The following is a 15,807-nucleotide window of genomic DNA, read 5'->3' on the forward strand; positions in this document are numbered from 1 at the left end:
ATGCGCGGCTGTGGCGCATCATTTTTCCTTGCGCCAGTTGATCGAGCCGCGTGTTTCGGTGGTGCTGGATTCGATTTCCGCGTCGAAGCCCTTGCGCAGCAGGTACTTCAGGGTGACGGCGGAACCGGAACCGATCATCGAGACGCCATAGCTGACGTAGAGCTTCGGCGAGAGGTACTTGCCCACGCCGAACACGGAGCCGCCCAGCGTGCGCGATTCCAGTACGCCGGCATCGTCCAGACCGATCTTCGCGCCGAGCTGCGAGGCCAGCAGGCCGGCGCCCGCGCCGAGTGCCGAAGACGCGGCGTTGATGCGCTGGCTTTCGTCGCTGCTGGCGGTGTTGAGCGAGCGGCCCAGCACCAGGTAGGCGAGCGCTTCGGATTCCGACATCGCAGGATTCGACCAGACGCGCGCACGCGGCTGGCTGGCGCGCCCGGTGACGTCGATGCCCGCGGTGACGCTGGCACTGACGACTTCGCGCTCGGCGCGGATGTTGATGCGCGGGTCGGAGACCGCGTTGTTGCTCCACGTCAGTTCGCCGCGGGTGATGCGCAGCTTCTGTCCGTAGGCTTCGTAGCGGCCGTCCACATCCAGGCGGCCGGTGGCGAGCATTTCGCGGCCGGGCTGCGAGCGCACGTGGAGCGTGCCGGCCAGCGTGCCTTCCAGCCCGTAACCCTTGAGATTGACCTCGTCGCCGACCTTGAGCGCCAGGTCCAGGTCCAGCCGCGAACTCGGCGCGCGTTCGGGATCGGCCGGGTCCAGCACCACCACGTCTTCGGAGGCCGACACGCCGTCGTCCAGCTTCTCCACGTCGATGGTGGCGGATGGCACGCCGACTTCGCCGCGGACCTGGATGGTGTTGTCGGCGAAGCCCACCTGGAGGTTGGGCGAGGCGACCGCATGCAGGTCGGTGGTGTCGGCGACCAGTACGTTCTCGCCGCGCACCTGGAATTGCAGCGGCGTGGTGTCGTTGTTCCAGCCCAGCGTGCCGGCGACGTTCAATACGCCGCCGGTGCCGGTGCCGCCGGTGGACGACACGGTCTTCATGCTGCCTTCGATGCGTGCGCTGCCGTCGGACAATGCGGCTAGGTCGGCGCTGCCGTCGGTGAGCGAGACGCCCAGCGCCGGCAACTCGCCGGTGAACTCGGTGAGCGTGGCTTCGCCGCTCAACAATGGATGGCCGCGCGTGCCGGCCACGCCGATGTGGCCGGCCAGCTTGCCGCGCGGACGCACGAGATCCGGCGAGAACAGCTCCATCCAGAACAGGCGCGAATTGTGGAAATACAGGTCGCCCTTCAGCGGCGCGAACGCGTCCCAGCCGGTGTTGAACGTCGCGTCGACGTAACCGTCGCCCTTGAAGCCGGTGCCCAGGCGGCCCTGGATGCGCTGCGGGGTGAACTCCGCGTCGAAGGTGAAGTTGTCGTAGCGGATGATTTCACCGCGCGCACTGGAGCCCATCTTCAGGCCGCCATCGAGCGAGGCCAGGTGCACGTCGCCCTGCCATGCATTGCCGGCCGGACGCAGCGACGCATCGAGCGTGAACTCGCCACGCAGCGTCAGCGGACGGCCGCTGCTCGGCGGCAGCCAGGGTTGCACCAGTGCCAGCGACAGCGCTTCGCCGCGGACTTCCAGGCCCTGTCGCGGCCAATCTGCCGTCGCGCACAGCGCGCCGCCGATGTCCGACCCCAGGCAGCTTTCGGACAGCGTCCACGCGGTGCCGTTCTGGGCGAAGCGCGCCGGTTGCCGCAACGTCCAGGGATTGCCCTTGGACGGCGCGATGCGCAGCACATCCAGCGTGCCCTGCCAGTTGGCGCTGCGCTTCTGCGCGCTGCCGGCCAGCGATACCGCACCCATCGCGTTGCGCGCATCGCCGTCGAAGCGCAGGTCTTCCACGGCGCCGCGCGCATTGAGCTGCACGTTGTCCAGCACGGTACCCACGTCCACCGCGCTGCCTTGCAGGGCGAGTTCACCGTTGCCGTTGCGCCAGGGCAGGCGACCGCGCAGGCTCAGCCGTCCGGCGCTCCAGTCGTTCCAGTGCAGGTTCTCGCCGCCCAGGTCGGCATCGATGTTCGGCGCGGCACGCGCGCCCGTCAGTTTCAGCGTGCCAGCCAGCGTGCCGCTGGCGTCGGGCAGCAGGTCGGCGAGGTTGAGCGGACGGAACGTGGCATCGACATCCAGCGTGTCGCCGACCTTGCCCTTCGCGGCGACGCGGCTACCGCCCAGCGACAGGTCCAGTTCGCCTTGGCCCGCATTGCCGTCGAGCGCGAACGTGCCACGCGCATCGAGCGCGCGATCACGCAGGCGGCCGCCGAGCTTGGGCACATCGAGCGTGCCCTGGAACTGGCCGTCTTCGCGTTGCCGCCCTTTCGAGGCGAGCTGGCCGGAGACGTTGCCGTTCCAGCCGGCCACGAAGTAACCAGGATCGAAGCCGGCAAGCGTGGCCCGCACATCCCAGTCGAGCGCAGGCGCCCAGCCGACGGTGCCGGTGGCGTCGAGCGTGCCGGTCGGCATGGTGGCGCGCAGCATCTCCAGTCGCACGCGCTCCGCGTTGCCGCGGCCATCGAACTCCAGCACCGCGCTGTCGTCACCGCGTGTCAACGTGGCCTTGCCGATCGCGGCCCAGGCCTCCAGCTTGCCGGCCAGGCCGAAGTCGCCTTCGGCGCCGATCATGCTGTCCGCTTCGGTGCCCCAGCGCAGGCCGCGCGCATTCACTGCGAACCGGAACTCGGGATTCTCCGGCACCGTGAAATCCGCGCGTCCGCGCAACGCGGCGTAGCCATCGAAGGCACGGATGGCGAGCGGTTCGACCGTCAGCACTTCTCCGTCGATGCGCGCGTGCGACGGTTCGATCACCACCGCGATGTCGCCCTGCTGCGCGGTGCCCTGCAGATCCGCGGCGCCGCCGGCGCCCTTCGCGACCAGATCGAATGCGATCGGCGTGCTGTCGTCCATCACGCCGAGCAACGACAGATCCAGCGCTTCGGTCTTCGCGGCGAAGTTCCAGGTCGGTTTCGTCTCGCCGCGCAGCGTCAGCGTCGCGCGTACCGGCGCAGGCGCGGCACCGGCCAGGCCGACGTTCATGCGCGCGCGGTTGCCGCGCGCCACCAGCCCGAGGCGCGCAGGCGTGCGACCGGCCGCGGCAGGAAACACGCCGGTGGCGGTCAGGTCGGTCTCGTAGTTGTCGCGCGGCGCGTAGGCGCCGTGCACACCGAACGCACCGCGGTCGCTGGCGATGGCCAGCTTCTCCGCGTGCACGTAGCCGTTGCCGATGTCGATGCCACCGGTGGCGCGCGCGATGTCGATGACGGGTTGGCCGCTCTGCCGGATCAGGAAGCGGTCGATCTCCAGCCGGTCGGCCTGGATCGCGAGGGGCATCTCGATCTGCGGCAGCAGGTCGGGCCAGTGCGGCAGTTCGAAAGGCTCGTCGCTCTCGGGCACGTCGAGCATCGCCCCGCGCACGCGCAGCACGTCCAGGCGCAGGCGCTTGCCCAGCAGGGGGCGCAGGTCCGGTTCGAGGTAGACCTCGTCGGCGGTGAAGCGGATCGTGTCCCAGCGGAAATCCACGCCACGGAGCGTGAGCGGGCCGGCGATGGGACCGTCCACTTCCCTGTAGGTCAACGACGCATCCGCAGGCAGGCGCGCCTGGATCTGCGCCAGCAGCACGTCGCGGCCGGCCACGGTCTGCAGCAGCCAGTACAGGCCGATGCACAGCAGCACCAGCAGCACGCCGCTGCCGATCGCGCTGCGGATCGCCAGCGTGCGCATACGGGCCCTGCGACGCGCGCGCAACTCGGCGATGCGCGCTTCGCGCTCTTCGGGGGTGAGGCCGTCGGGGACGCGCTGCTTCCTCACAGGTCCGTCCCGATGTTGAGGTAGATCTGGAAGCTGGAATCCGGGTCATCCAGGCCGTGCGCGATGTCGAGCCGCACCGGCCCCACCGGCGAACGCCAGCGCAGGCCGATGCCCACGCCGGTGCTGAGCTGCGGACGGGTACCGTCGAACGCGCTGCCCGTATCCACGAACACGGCGCCGCCGTACGGCCCGCCCTTGGGATAGAACTCGTACTCGACGCTGCTGGTGAGCACGTTCTTCGCGCCCAGCGCGTAGTCGCCGCGGCGCGGGCCGACTTCGCGCCATGCGTAGCCACGGATGCTGCGGTCGCCACCGGCGAAGAAGCGCAGCGACGGCGGCATCGCCACCAGCGAGCTGGTGAAGGTGTGGCCGTACTCGCCGCGCACGATCAGCGCGCTGTTGGTCTTGTATTGCTGCGACCAGCGCGCGCGCATGTGGAACTGCAGGAAGTTGGCGTCCGAGCCTGCGCCTTCCACGCCGCCACGCAACAGGATGGAGCCGGCGAGCTGGTCGGGCCGGTTCGAGCCGACCGGCGAATTGGTGTAGTCCGCGCGCAGCGAGGGGTAGGTGAACGTCGCGTACTCCACGGTGGTGTCGGGCAGGCCGGTGACGGGGTCGTCTTCGACATAGCGCCAGCGTTCGCGCAGGGCATGCAGCGACGCCACCGCGGTCCAGTCCTCGCTGACCTGGCCGCTGCGGCTGCCGGTGAACTCGACGTGGCGCAGGTCGATGTAGTCGGTCTGCTCGTCGCTGGCCTGCACGCCGACGGTGAACCAGCCATCGAGCCACTTGAACGCGGGAATGCGGTACTGCGTCAGCAGCGTCTTGCGCTTCTGCGCATAGTCCAGGTGCGTGGACAGCTTGTGCCCGCGCGAGTTGACGTAGCGGCGGTCGAGGCCGAGGCGGATACCGGGGCCGCTCTCGGTGCCGTAGCTGACGCCGGCGGTGTAGATGTCGCGCTTGGCCAGCTCGAGGTTGACGTCGATCGGCACGCGCCCGTCTTCGGCCTTGTCCGGATTGGCCTGGATGTCGATGCTGGAGAAGTAGTCCAGCCCGACCAGCGATTCGCGCAGGCGGTCCAGCTTGCCCTGGTGGAAGTAGCTGCCTTCTTCCCAGTACACCAGCTTGTCCAGCAGGCCCTGGTCGAACTTGTCCTGGTGGAAGGTGGTCGGGCCCATGTCGTAGCGGATGCCGCTGACCCAGCCCAGGGCGATGTCGGCGGCATGCTCGGCGCGGGTGACTTCCACGCGGCGGTGGGTGAAGTCGGCGTCGAAGTACCCGCGGTCGGCCAGGCGCCGCACGATGGTCAGCTTGCTGGCCTCGTAGGTGGTGTGGTCGAACACGTCGCCGACTTTCGGCGCAAAGGCTTCCAGGTCTTCCTTCAGGTAGCGGTCGCCACCGCCGTCGCCTTCGATCGACAGGTCGCGTCGACGTACGCGCACCGGCTCACCCAGCTTCACCCGGACGGTCACGGTCAGTCGCTCGTCGTCGGCGCCTTCCGTGCGCGGGGCATCGACGGTGATGTCGGGGGCGTAGTAGCCGAAGGGCTCGAGCGCTTCGCGCGTCTCGGCGACGGCTTCGCCCAGCAGGTATTCCAACCGCGATTCACCCAGGCGGCTACCGAGCGAGTCGTTGAGCGAGAGCGCCGCGTTGACGTTCTCGATCATCAGTTCGTCGTCGAGCCCTTCGATCCGCACCTTGTCCACGATGGCCGCGGCCCAGGCGGGGCCGGTGGCGGCAAGCATGCAGAGGACGGTGGCGAAGCGGGGGAGTCGTCGCATGCGGGCAGGATAACCGGTGCGGGTTAAGCGCGGTGAAGGGTAGCCACTGTTCGCGCGGCCTCGCTCACCCCTCATCCGCCCTCCGGGCACCTTCTCCCCGCACGCGGGGAGAAGGAGAGGACAGATCAGCTCGACAGATGCTCGATCGCCGCCACCGCGCGGAAGCGGTCGGCCAGGCGCTTGAGCAGGGCGAGACGATTGGCGCGCACGGCAGGATCGTCCGCGTTGACCATCACGCCGTCGAAGAACGCATCCACCTGCGGGCGCAGGCGCGCGAGATGGGCCAGCACGGTGACGTAGTCATGGTGGTGCAGCGCTTCGTCGGTCTCGCCCAGCACGGCTTCCACGGCTTCGGCCAGCGCGCTCTCCGCGGGATCGTTCAGCAGGGCGCGGTCCACGCCATGCGGAATGGCGATGTCGGCCTTCTTCAGGATATTGCCGATGCGCTTGTTCGCCGCGGCGAGCGCTTCGGCCTCCGGCAGCGTGGCGAAGGTGCCGATGGCATCCAGGCGCGTATCGAAGTCGTACAGCGAGGCCGGTTTCAGTTCCGCCACGGCATTGAAGTGCGCGGCCGGCACGCCCTTGTCGGCGTAGTAGCTGCGCAGGCGATCGAGGATGAAGTCGTAGAGTTCTCCGGCAGGCGTCTCTTCTACGTGTTCGCGGGTTGCCTCTGGACGGCCCATGATTCGAGCCTGCACTTGGCTGGATCGACCGTGAACGACACCGGCAACCGATGAAAGGGCCTGCCTCTGCTTGAAGCTCTTGGTCTGAGGATCGAGATCTGGCAACAGCGCGATGGCTTCTTCAATCAACGCATGAACATTCAGCGCGAACCCACTTTCGATCACCGTTCGCGCAAGACCCAGCGCGTTGCGCCGCAGTGCGAACGGATCCTTGTTGCCCGTCGGCTTCAGCCCAGCGGCGAATCCACCGGCCAGCGTGTCCAGGCGCTCGGCGATCGCCAGCACCTTGCCCAGCGGCGACAGCGCGATGTCGTCGCCGGCGAAGCGGGGCTGGTAGGCCTCGTCGATGGCCAGCGCGATCTCCTTCGGCTCGCCGGCGGCGAGGGCGTAGTGGCGGCCCGCGATGCCCTGCAGCTCGGGAAACTCGTTGACCATGCGCGACTGCAGGTCGTTCTTCGCCAGTGTCGCGGCGCGGCGCGCGAGCGCGGCGTCGGCACCCACCATCGGTGCGATCGCTTCCGCCAGCGTGGCGACGCGTTCCACCTTGTCGGCCACGCTGCCCAGCTTGGCCTGGTAGGTGACGGTCTTCAGGCCGTCGCCCATCGACACGAGGCCCTGCTTGAGGTCTTCGTCGAAGAAGAACTTCGCATCGGCGAAGCGCGGGCGGATCACGCGTTCGTAGCCCTTGCTGACTTCGGCCACATCCTGCGATTCGATGTTGGCGATGCCGATGAAGTGCTCGGTCAGCTTGCCGCCGTCGCTGAGCACCGGGAAGAACTTCTGGTTGATCTCCATCGTCTCGATCAGCGCTTCCTGCGGCACGGCGAGGAACGCGGATTCGAAGCTGCACAGCACGGCCGCCGGCCACTCGGTCAGGCAGACCACCTGCTCGAGGTTGTCGTCGGTGACGCGCGCGGTGCCGCCGGCCTGCACGGCCGCCTTGTCTACTTCGGCGACGATGCGGGCGCGGCGCGCGTCGGCATCGACCAGCACCTTCGCGCCCTGCAATGCCATCACGTAGTCGCCGGGATCGTTGATCCACACCGGCTTGTCGTGTTCGAAGCGATGGCCCCGGCTCATGCGGTCGGAGCTCACGCCCAGCACCTCGGCCGGCACCACGTCCTTGCCCAGCAGTAGCACCAGCCAATGCACCGGGCGCGCGAACGCGTACTCGTGCGCGCCCCAGCGCATCGGCTTGGGGATCGGCATGCCGGCGATCGCCTCGCGCACGACGTCGGCCAGCAGGTCGGCGGTCTTCGCGCCTGGCTTCACCGCGCGGTGGACGAAACGCTCGCCCTTGCCGTCGGTGGTGCGCTCCAGCGCGGTCCACGCGATGCCAGCCTTGGCGGCGAAGCCTTCCAGTGCCTTGGTCGGCGCGCCGTTCGCATCGAGCGCGATGTTGAGGTACGGGCCCAGCACTTCGGATGCCTGCTCGGGCTGCTCCACGTCCACGGCCGGCAGCAGCACCGCCAGGCGACGCGGCGTGTACAGCGGCTTGGCATCGCCACGCTCGAAGCCGATGCCGCGCCTCTCCAGCGCGGCGATGGTGCCGTCGAAGAAGGCCTGCGCCAGGCCAGGCAGCGCCTTGACCGGCAGTTCTTCGGTGCCGAGTTCGACCAGCAGGGATTTTTGTTCGCTCATGTCGTCAAACCTTGTGGTGGGTTTCCCGTCTCCCGCTGGGAGAAGGTGCCCGAAGGGCGGATGAGGGTGCGGCGACGTCCTTGGCGCTCGACCATCCGGATATCGCCGGACCCTCTCCCCAACCCCACTCCCGGTGGGAGAGGGGCTCTAAGCGGTTTCTTTCTTCAATCCCGGGAAGCCCAGCTTCTCGCGCTGCGCGTGGTACGCCTCGGCCACCGCCTGCGCCAGCTTGCGCACGCGCAGGATGTAGCGCTGGCGTTCGGTGACGGAGATGGCGCGGCGCGCATCCAGCAGGTTGAAGCTGTGGCTGGCCTTGGTGACTTGCTCGTAAGCGGGGAGCGGCAGGCCGGCTTCGACGAGCTTCAGGGCTTCCTTCTCGCAGGCGTCGAAGCGATGGAACAGCTCGGCGACATCGGCATGCTCGAAGTTGTACGTGCTCTGCTCGACTTCGTTCTGGTGGTACACGTCGCCATAGGTCACCACGCCCTGCGGGCCGGTGGTCCAGACCAGGTCGTAGACGTTGTCCACGTTCTGCAGGTACATGCAGAGGCGTTCCAGGCCGTAGGTGATCTCGCCCAGCACCGGGCGGCACTCCAGGCCGCCGGCCTGCTGGAAGTAGGTGAACTGGGTGACTTCCATGCCGTTGAGCCACACCTCCCAGCCCAGGCCCCAGGCGCCGAGCGTCGGCGATTCCCAGTTGTCCTCGACGAAGCGCAGGTCGTGCACGCGCGGATCGATGCCCAGCGCCTTCAGCGAGCCCAGGTAGAGCTCCTGCAGGTTGTCGGGGTTGGGCTTCATCACCACCTGGTACTGGTAGTAACGCTGCAGGCGGTTGGGGTTCTCGCCGTAGCGGCCGTCGGTGGGGCGGCGGCTCGGCTGCACGTAGGCGGCGTTCCACGGCTCCGGGCCGAGCGCGCGCAGGAAGGTGGCCGGATGGAACGTACCGGCGCCCACTTCCAGGTCCAGCGGCTGGATCAGGACACAGCCCTGTTCGGCCCAATACTGGTTCAGCGTCTGGATCAGGCCCTGGAAGGTTACCGGTGAAATTGTTTGTCCGGCCATGGCGTTATCGTGCACTGCGGAAAAGCGGGCTAGTATACGGGCAAGCCCTTGTCCTGCCGCTGCTTTGCCGTCGTGGATGCCCCTGTGAACGCCCCCTTCCTCATCGTCGAAACCGGCCAGCCGGTGCGCTCGATGCGGCGCTATGGCGGCTTCCCGCACTGGATCCGCGTGGCCGCCGGGCTGGAGGCCCACGAGACGGTGGTGACGAACGTCGAGCGCGGCGATGCGCTGCCCGAGCGGGACGGTTTTGCGGGCGTGATCGTCAGCGGTTCCGCCGCGATGGTCACCGACCGCGCGGACTGGAGCGAGCGCAGCGCCGAATGGCTGCGCGACGCGGCCCATGAAGGCCTGCCGCTGCTGGGCATCTGCTACGGCCACCAGTTGCTGGCGCACGCGCTGGGCGGCGAAGTGGCGTACAACCCGGCCGGGCGCGAATCCGGCACCGTCCACATCGACCTGCACCCGCAGGCCCAGGACGATCCGCTGTTCGGCGCGTTGCCGCTGAAGTTCACCGCCCACGCCACCCACGTGCAGACCGTGGCCCGCCCCCCGGAGGGCGCCACCGTGCTGGCGCGCTCGGCGCAGGACGACTGCCATGCCTTCCGCTGGCGCGACCGCGCCTGGGGCGTCCAGTTCCACCCCGAATTCGCCACCCACCACATGCGCGGCTACGTGCATGCCCGGGCCGAACACCTTCGCAGCGAGGGCCGCTGCCCGGGCACCATCGCCCGCAGCGTGACGGCGGCGCCGCAAGCCCGCAAACTATTGCGGCGGTTCGTCCGCCATGCGCGCGGTCTGCACGCGCGCTGATCCACCGCCGTACCCTCCCCAGAGAACCCCGATGTCGACGATCAACAAGGTGCCGGCCAGTGCCGGCGCGGAATGGCTGCTGGCGGGCTTCGCCCTGCTGAAGCGCGCGCCGGTGCCGCTCTTCGCGATCAGTGTCGTGGGATTGCTCGTGGTCGCGCTGTCCCTGCTGGTGGCGGTCGCGGTGGTCGCCCTCATGGCGGCGCTGCCCTTTCCGTTGTCGTTGATCCCGCTGCTGATCTACGCTGCGCTGACGCTCGGGGTGCCCTGCCTGATCTTTGCCGGCGTGGTGTGGGCGGCACGAGAGGTGTCGGAAGGTCGCGATGCGAGCGTGCATCACCTGCAGGTGGGGATTCGCCACGTCGCGCCCCTGTTGTTGACGTCGGTCATTCCGCTGGCGGGTACGATCCTCTCGGCCACTCTGCTGATCGCGCTGATCGGAACCGACGGCGTGCAGCAGGCCAACGACGTCATGGTGAAGCTGCAGGCGTTGATGGCGGAAGGCGGGCAACCGGATCCTGCACAGGTCAACGCCCTGGTCGCCTCCTTGCCGGTCGTGCGGTTCCTGTTCTGGATGCTGGTGACTATCGCACTGGCGCCGATCGTGGTCTGCCTGGTCATGGTGGCGGTGTCGGAGGTGATCTTCTCCGATCGCAGCGGATTCTCGGCGCTCAGGCTGAGCCTGGCGGCCAACGCGAAGAACTTCGGGGCCCTGATCGTGTTCTCACTGCTGCTTGCGGTGCTGTTGTTCGCACTGAGCCTGATCCTGCAGATCGTGGGTGTGATGGTGCAGTTCGTGCTGGGCCCGGTGATCGCAGTGCTGTTCACCAATCTCGCGCTGATGGGCGTGCTGATGCCGCTGTTGGCGGGTGCGGCTTACACCGCGTGGCGACAGATGCTGGGCAACGGGTCGGGAAGCACGTCGGGCATTGCGACGCCCACGGTGTCGCACATCGAAGTCTGATCTAGCAGGAGAGCGGGTCGTGCTACCCGTTCACGCGGCAGGCGTCGCGTCCTTCGGTTTCAACCACCCGGCCGCCACGATGCCCACTTCGTATAGCAGGCACATCGGGATGGCGAGCATCAGCTGCGACACCACGTCTGGCGGCGTGATCAGTGCGGCGATGACGAACACGCCGACGATGGCGTAACCGCGACCTTCGCGCAGCTGCTGCGGCGTGACCCAGCCCAGCAGCACCATGATGACCTGCGCGACCGGCAGCTCGAAGCACAGGCCGAACGCGAAGAAGATCACCATGACGAAATCAAGGAACTCCATGGGATCCGGTGCGTTCGTGACGAACTCCGGGGTGAACATGGCGATCGCGTGGAAGACTGCGGAAAGCACGAAGTAGTAGGCGAATGCACATCCCGCGTAGAACAACACGATCGCGGAAACCAGCAGCGGCACCGCCAGGCGCTTCTCGTGCTTGTACAAGCCGGGAGCGACGAAGCGCCAAGCCTGGAATATCAACCAAGGGGCTGAGATGAACAGCGCAGCGAAGAACGCCAGCTTCAATGGCGCCAGGAAACCGGATGCCACGCCGCGAGTAATCATCTTCGCCGCCTGATCCGCCGGGAGCTGCTGGATCATCGGCAGCGCCAGGTACTCGAACAGCTCCTTAGAGAATGGCAGCAGGACAAGAAGGATCACGCCCACGCCAGCCAGCCCATGCATGAGCCGCGTGCGCAGCTCCAACAGGTGCTCCATCAGGCTGCTTTCGGCTTCCTGCCCCGGAGATTCGCGGTTCATCGCGACTCCTTCGGCGGGAACAGGTCGGCCGTGGTGCCGACATCGGAAGCCTGTGGATCGTCGGCGTGCACCTCGTCATGCCCCTCGGTGGTCGAGGCGAGGCGGCCTTCCTCTTCCAACACCGGTTCCGGATCGGACGGTGCGGCCGGCGGCTTGGCGAGCGCGGGCGGTGTGATCGCGGACTCGACGTCGTCGCGCAACGCCTTCGCATCGTCGCGCGCCGCCTGGCGCACTTCCTCGAACTGGCGTTCGGTCTCGCGTGCGCCGTCGCGGATGCGCTGCTCGGTGTCGCGCAGGGCGTCCTGGGCGTCTTTGAGGTTGCGCTTGAGTTCTTCGGACGCGAGCTCGCGCTCCAGCTCGTCCTTGACCGAGTACCACTGCGCGCGCGCGCGGCGGACCCACAGCCCGGCGAACCGTGCCGCCTTGGGCAGGCGTTCGGGGCCGAGCACGATCAACGCGACGACCGCGATGACCAGCAGTTCACTGAAACCGATGTCGAACATGGTCGCGGCGGAGATTCCGCCGGATCAGCTGGCGTCGCGGTCGCGCTCTTTGGAGGCGCTGGTTTCGTCGCTGCGGGACTGGTCGCCCAGCTGGCCGGCCGGCTTGTCGTCGCGCATGCCTTCCTTGAAGCCCTTGACGGCCTCGCCCAGGTCCTTGCCGGCGCTACGCAGGCGCTTGGTGCCGAAGACCAGCAGCACGACCACCAGCACGATGATCCAATGCCAGATGCTCAAACCACCCATGGTGTGCTCGCAGAAAAGTAGGGACGCTCAGGATAGCGCAGCCCGGGGGTGCGGATGTTGATCCACACCCCATGACTTCCGTCAGGGCGTGCCGTCGAGCGGCTCCGTGCGGACTTCGCCTTCCTGAACCGGTTGGAAGCCCTGGGCCTGCGCCTGCGCCGGGGCTTCCACCACGACCGGCGCCACCGCAGGGGCGGGGGTCGTCGCACGCGCCACGGTGCCGGCGGTGCCGCGGTTGCCACGGGCGAGCTCGGTGACTTCCTCCAGCTCGTCGCGGAAGCCGACCACGGCGTCGGACGGCTGCCCGGCGCGGCTCTCGAAGATCGCGCGCGGCGTGGCGGCGCTGCCGTAGACGGCGGTATTGGCATCGTCGTCGATCTGCAGCACGGCGCCATCCAGGGCCACGCCGGCGAACAGGCCGCGCGCGCGCGACCACGACCAGATCTCGGCCTTCAGCTGGCCGTCGGTCGCGGCGGAGGCATTGCGGCCGACCGGGCCGGCCGCGACACCCGCATCGGCGCCGAGGGTGAACTTGCCGTTGACGATGGAGTCCAGCGAGCGGTCGTTGCGGAACACCAGCACCACGTCCGACGACTGCACGCCGGCCTGGAAGCCGATGCTGCCGCCGGTGAGCTTGATGAAGACCGGCTGAGACCAGCTGCCGTCGGGATTCTTGACCGACATCAGGCCGTGTCCGCGACGGCCGCCGATCACCAGGCCGGCCTTCAGCGTGTCGGGGATGACGATGATCGCCTTGCCCTCGTCCAGCAGCTTGTCGGGAATCCCGTTCTCGGGGATGCGCTGGATTTCGTTGAGCACGCGGACCGCGTTGGTCGCGCGTTCGTCTTCCTTCGGCCCGGCGATGGCCTGGCCTGCGAACAGGGCGGCGGCCAGCGCGAGGGCGGTGGGCGGCAGCAGGCGGCGGGAGGTGCGGTTCATGGCGGACTCCGGAGAAGGTCTCGCAGCAGGGTGCTGCAACTGCTTGAAAGTAGGTGTGAACGCATGAATCTGTGCTGACGCGTGCGGGCGCTCTGACACAATAGCGCCCATGTCCGACATGCCTTCCACCGCCCTGCTCGTCGTCAATCTCGGTACACCCGCAGCGCCCACCGCGCCGGCCGTGCGCCGCTACCTGGGGGAATTCCTCAGCGACCGCCGCGTCGTGCAGATCCCGCGCATCGCGTGGCTGCCGCTGCTGCACGGATTGATCCTGCCGTTGCGCGGCCCCAAGGCGGCGGCCAAGTACGCCAGCATCTGGTTGCCGGAGGGGTCGCCGCTGGCGGTCCACACGCGACGCCTGGCCGAGGCCGTGCGGGCACGGTTGCCGCAGTGGCGGGTGGTGGACGCCATGCGCTATGGCGAACCATCGCTGGCCGCCCGGCTGCAGGCCCTGCGCAAGGAAGGCGTGCAACGGGTCGTGGTGCTGCCGCTGTATCCGCAGTACTCCACCACGACCACGGAGTCGGTGCGCGATGTGGTGGTGCGCGAGGCGGCCGGGTTGCAGGTGCATTTCATCGAGGAGTACGCGGTCGATCCCGGTTGGTTGGCGGCCGTCGTCGAGTCGATCCGCACGTGGCGCGCCACCCATGGTGCGGGTGAGCACCTGCTGTTCTCGTATCACGGCCTGCCGCAGCGCCTGGCGCGTGCGGGCGATCCGTATCCGCAGCAGTGCGAAGCCAGCACGCGTGCGATCGTCCAGGCCCTGGGCCTGCGTGACGACGAATGGACGCTGACCTACCAGTCGCGCTTCGGCAAGGAGCGCTGGCTGGAACCGGCCACCGACCTCACCCTGCGCGCGCTGGCCGCGCGCGGCGTGCGCAAGGTGGATGTCGTGTGCCCGGGCTTCGCCGTCGATTGCCTGGAGACGCTGGAGGAAGTGGGCATCGGCCTGGCGGAGGAGTTCGCACACGCCGGAGGCGAACTGCGCTACCTGCCCTGCCTCAACGACAGCGCGGGCCACGCGGACGCCCTGGCAGCGCTCGCGCACCGTGCGGCGGGCGACGTCGCGGCATGACGCTGCGCGACTTCGAGCTGCAGATCCCGCTGGGCCGGATTACCGGCTTGCGCAACGACAACGACGGCACGCGCGTGATCGCGCTGCATGGCTGGTTGGACAATGCGGCGAGCTTCGTTCCGCTGGCCCCCCATCTGCCGGGCGTGCATCTGGTCGCCCCTGACCTGCCGGGGCATGGCGCCAGTGCGCATCTCGCGCCCGGGGCGGAATACACCAGCGGCGTGGCGGTGAATGCGGTGCTGGATATCGCCGACGCGCTCGGCTGGCAGACGTTCTCGCTGCTGGGGCATTCGATGGGCGCCGGCATCGCCAGTCTGGTGGCGGCCTCGGTGCCGGAGCGCGTGCAGCGGTTGGTGGTGATCGAGGCGCTGGGCGGGCTGGCGGAAACCGTGGAACGCACCGCCGACCGCTGGCGCGAGGCAATCGCGGCGGCGCGTGCGCTGCCGGGCAAGAAGCTGCGCGTGTTCTCCGATCTCGTCGCGCCGGTGCGCGCACGCATGCAGGCCAATCAGTTGAGCGAACCCGCGGCGCGGCTGCTGGTCGAGCGCGGCGTGCGGGCGGTCGAAGGTGGCTACGTCTGGAGCAGCGATCCGCGCCTGACGTTGCCCACGCCGCAGCGGCTGAGCGAGCCGCAGCTCGCGCGCCTGGTTGCCGGCATCACATGCCCCACGACGGTGGTCTACGCCGATCCCCCGCAGACCTACTTTCCCGAGCCCCTGCGCACGCAGCGCGCACAGCTGCTTCCTGATGGCCGGCTGCACGTCATTGCCGGCACCCACCACCTGCACATGGAAGACCCCGTGGCGGTCGCCGGCGTGATCGCCGACGTCCTGCGCGGTTGATCAGCCCAGTTTCGCGCGCCGCAGATCCAGGGCGAGGCGGATATCGCCCTTGCGGATCGGCGCCTGGTTGCGCCACCAGGCATTGGTGACCACTTCCAACTCCGGGTCTTCGTTGGCGAGGCGGCGCAACAGCGCGATGTCCTCGGCCGTGGCGGGCAGTTCGTCCGGCAGGTAGAACGCATCGAGCGGCGGTCGTGCCGTCGTCCTTGTCACCCGGGCCAGCAGCGCCACCAGTGCGATCGCGAGCAGGCCGTAGCCCGCCAGCAGCACGGTTTGCGACGACAGTGCGCTGCCTCGCCACGCAAGTCCCCCGCCACAGGCGATGGCGACGAGAAACAGCCAGGCCGCACGATCCATGCGGCGCATCTTGCCGGCTTCGCGCCGGCGCGCGTCCGCGCGCTGCGCCGCTTCCTCCACGGTCACGCCCTTACGGCTCATCAGGCCCCGTCGTGCCTGGATGGTGGCGCCGGTTTCCGTCGCCGGCAGGGCGTACAGCGAGAAGCGCGAAAGTCCGGGCACTTCGTCGCCGTGGGCGGGACCGGGAGAGGGCTGTGCGCGTGAGGCAGTGAGCGGCATGGGGCGATCAGTCGTTGGAGTCGGTGCCGGGAGCGTGGTCCCCGTTCCCT

General features: G+C 68.5%; 13 protein-coding genes. 4 read left to right on the forward strand and 9 right to left on the reverse strand.

The window, feature by feature from the left end; all coding sequences use genetic code 11:
* Positions 1 to 18: 18 nt before the first annotated feature.
* From ASD72_RS18875 to glyQ, 4 genes are all read right to left on the reverse strand, one after another.
* Complete coding sequence (locus tag ASD72_RS18875) at positions 19 to 3,852, reverse strand: translocation/assembly module TamB domain-containing protein (protein ID WP_235578064.1); 3,834 nt, start codon at positions 3,850 to 3,852, stop codon at positions 19 to 21.
* Complete coding sequence (locus ASD72_RS18880) at positions 3,849 to 5,633, reverse strand: autotransporter assembly complex family protein (RefSeq protein ID WP_056881526.1); 1,785 nt, start codon at positions 5,631 to 5,633, stop codon at positions 3,849 to 3,851. The genes ASD72_RS18875 and ASD72_RS18880 overlap by 4 nt, the downstream gene beginning before the upstream one ends.
* Before the next feature lie 125 nt (positions 5,634 to 5,758).
* The gene (gene glyS, locus ASD72_RS18885) at positions 5,759 to 7,957 is read right to left on the reverse strand and encodes a glycine--tRNA ligase subunit beta (RefSeq protein WP_056881527.1); all 2,199 of its coding nucleotides are present in this window, start codon (positions 7,955 to 7,957) and stop codon (positions 5,759 to 5,761) included.
* Between the two features lie 147 nt (positions 7,958 to 8,104).
* On the reverse strand, positions 8,105 to 9,019 hold the full coding sequence (glyQ, locus tag ASD72_RS18890) for a glycine--tRNA ligase subunit alpha (RefSeq protein WP_056881528.1): 915 nt from the start codon (positions 9,017 to 9,019) through the stop codon (positions 8,105 to 8,107).
* Between the two features lie 84 nt (positions 9,020 to 9,103).
* On the opposite strand from glyQ, the gene ASD72_RS18895 reads away from it, so the two are divergent.
* Both ASD72_RS18895 and ASD72_RS18900 read left to right on the forward strand, forming a co-directional pair.
* On the forward strand, positions 9,104 to 9,829 hold the full coding sequence (locus ASD72_RS18895; RefSeq protein ID WP_081420467.1) for a glutamine amidotransferase: 726 nt from the start codon (positions 9,104 to 9,106) through the stop codon (positions 9,827 to 9,829).
* A 31-nt stretch (positions 9,830 to 9,860) separates the two neighbouring features.
* Positions 9,861 to 10,790 (forward strand): BPSS1780 family membrane protein, encoded by a 930-nt coding sequence (locus tag ASD72_RS18900; protein WP_056881529.1) that lies wholly within the window; start codon positions 9,861 to 9,863, stop codon positions 10,788 to 10,790.
* A gap of 30 nt (positions 10,791 to 10,820) precedes the next feature.
* Here ASD72_RS18900 and tatC read toward each other — a convergent pair whose 3' ends face one another.
* The 4 genes from tatC to ASD72_RS18920 all read right to left on the reverse strand — a co-directional run bounded on the left by tatC (position 10,821) and on the right by ASD72_RS18920 (position 13,264).
* On the reverse strand, positions 10,821 to 11,579 hold the full coding sequence (tatC, locus tag ASD72_RS18905) for a twin-arginine translocase subunit TatC (protein WP_056881530.1): 759 nt from the start codon (positions 11,577 to 11,579) through the stop codon (positions 10,821 to 10,823).
* Positions 11,576 to 12,082 carry a Sec-independent protein translocase protein TatB gene (gene tatB, locus ASD72_RS20730; protein ID WP_081420468.1) on the reverse strand — a complete coding sequence of 169 codons (507 nt, stop codon included), beginning with the start codon at positions 12,080 to 12,082 and terminating at the stop codon, positions 11,576 to 11,578. Before tatB ends, tatC begins: the two co-directional genes overlap by 4 nt.
* Before the next feature lie 24 nt (positions 12,083 to 12,106).
* On the reverse strand, positions 12,107 to 12,325 hold the full coding sequence (tatA, locus tag ASD72_RS18915; RefSeq protein WP_056881531.1) for a Sec-independent protein translocase subunit TatA: 219 nt from the start codon (positions 12,323 to 12,325) through the stop codon (positions 12,107 to 12,109).
* 81 nt (positions 12,326 to 12,406) lie between these two features.
* Positions 12,407 to 13,264, reverse strand: a complete 858-nt coding sequence (locus ASD72_RS18920) for a lipid-binding SYLF domain-containing protein (RefSeq protein WP_056881532.1) — start codon at positions 13,262 to 13,264, stop codon at positions 12,407 to 12,409.
* A 100-nt stretch (positions 13,265 to 13,364) separates the two neighbouring features.
* Here ASD72_RS18920 and hemH point away from each other — a divergent pair, with 100 nt between their 5' ends.
* Positions 13,365 to 14,339 (forward strand): ferrochelatase, encoded by a 975-nt coding sequence (hemH, locus tag ASD72_RS18925; protein WP_200948938.1) that lies wholly within the window; start codon positions 13,365 to 13,367, stop codon positions 14,337 to 14,339.
* A complete protein-coding gene (locus ASD72_RS18930) occupies positions 14,336 to 15,181 on the forward strand; it encodes an alpha/beta hydrolase (RefSeq protein WP_056881534.1) in 846 nt (281 codons plus the stop codon). Before hemH ends, ASD72_RS18930 begins: the two co-directional genes overlap by 4 nt.
* Here ASD72_RS18930 and ASD72_RS18935 read toward each other — a convergent pair whose 3' ends face one another.
* Positions 15,182 to 15,757 carry a hypothetical protein gene (locus tag ASD72_RS18935; protein WP_056881535.1) on the reverse strand — a complete coding sequence of 192 codons (576 nt, stop codon included), beginning with the start codon at positions 15,755 to 15,757 and terminating at the stop codon, positions 15,182 to 15,184.
* Positions 15,758 to 15,807: the final 50 nt, after the last annotated feature.

Origin of the sequence: Pseudoxanthomonas sp. Root630 (assembly GCF_001427585.1) — a bacterium.
Classification (GTDB): Bacteria; Pseudomonadota; Gammaproteobacteria; order Xanthomonadales; family Xanthomonadaceae; genus Pseudoxanthomonas_A.

Bases quoted from the DNA above. Each gene is read 5' to 3' on its own strand.
- ASD72_RS18900 (WP_056881529.1), top strand. From the start codon at position 9,861: ATGTCGACGATCAACAAGGTGCCGGCCAGTGCCGGCGCGGAATGGCTG.
- ASD72_RS18920 (WP_056881532.1), bottom strand. From the start codon at position 13,264: ATGAACCGCACCTCCCGCCGCCTGCTGCCGCCCACCGCCCTCGCGCTG.
- tatB (WP_081420468.1), bottom strand. From the start codon at position 12,082: ATGTTCGACATCGGTTTCAGTGAACTGCTGGTCATCGCGGTCGTCGCG.
- ASD72_RS18935 (WP_056881535.1), bottom strand. From the start codon at position 15,757: ATGCCGCTCACTGCCTCACGCGCACAGCCCTCTCCCGGTCCCGCCCAC.
- tatA (WP_056881531.1), bottom strand. From the start codon at position 12,325: ATGGGTGGTTTGAGCATCTGGCATTGGATCATCGTGCTGGTGGTCGTG.
- glyQ (WP_056881528.1), bottom strand. From the start codon at position 9,019: ATGGCCGGACAAACAATTTCACCGGTAACCTTCCAGGGCCTGATCCAG.
- ASD72_RS18880 (WP_056881526.1), bottom strand. From the start codon at position 5,633: ATGCGACGACTCCCCCGCTTCGCCACCGTCCTCTGCATGCTTGCCGCC.
- tatC (WP_056881530.1), bottom strand. From the start codon at position 11,579: ATGAACCGCGAATCTCCGGGGCAGGAAGCCGAAAGCAGCCTGATGGAG.
- glyS (WP_056881527.1), bottom strand. From the start codon at position 7,957: ATGAGCGAACAAAAATCCCTGCTGGTCGAACTCGGCACCGAAGAACTG.
- ASD72_RS18930 (WP_056881534.1), top strand. From the start codon at position 14,336: ATGACGCTGCGCGACTTCGAGCTGCAGATCCCGCTGGGCCGGATTACC.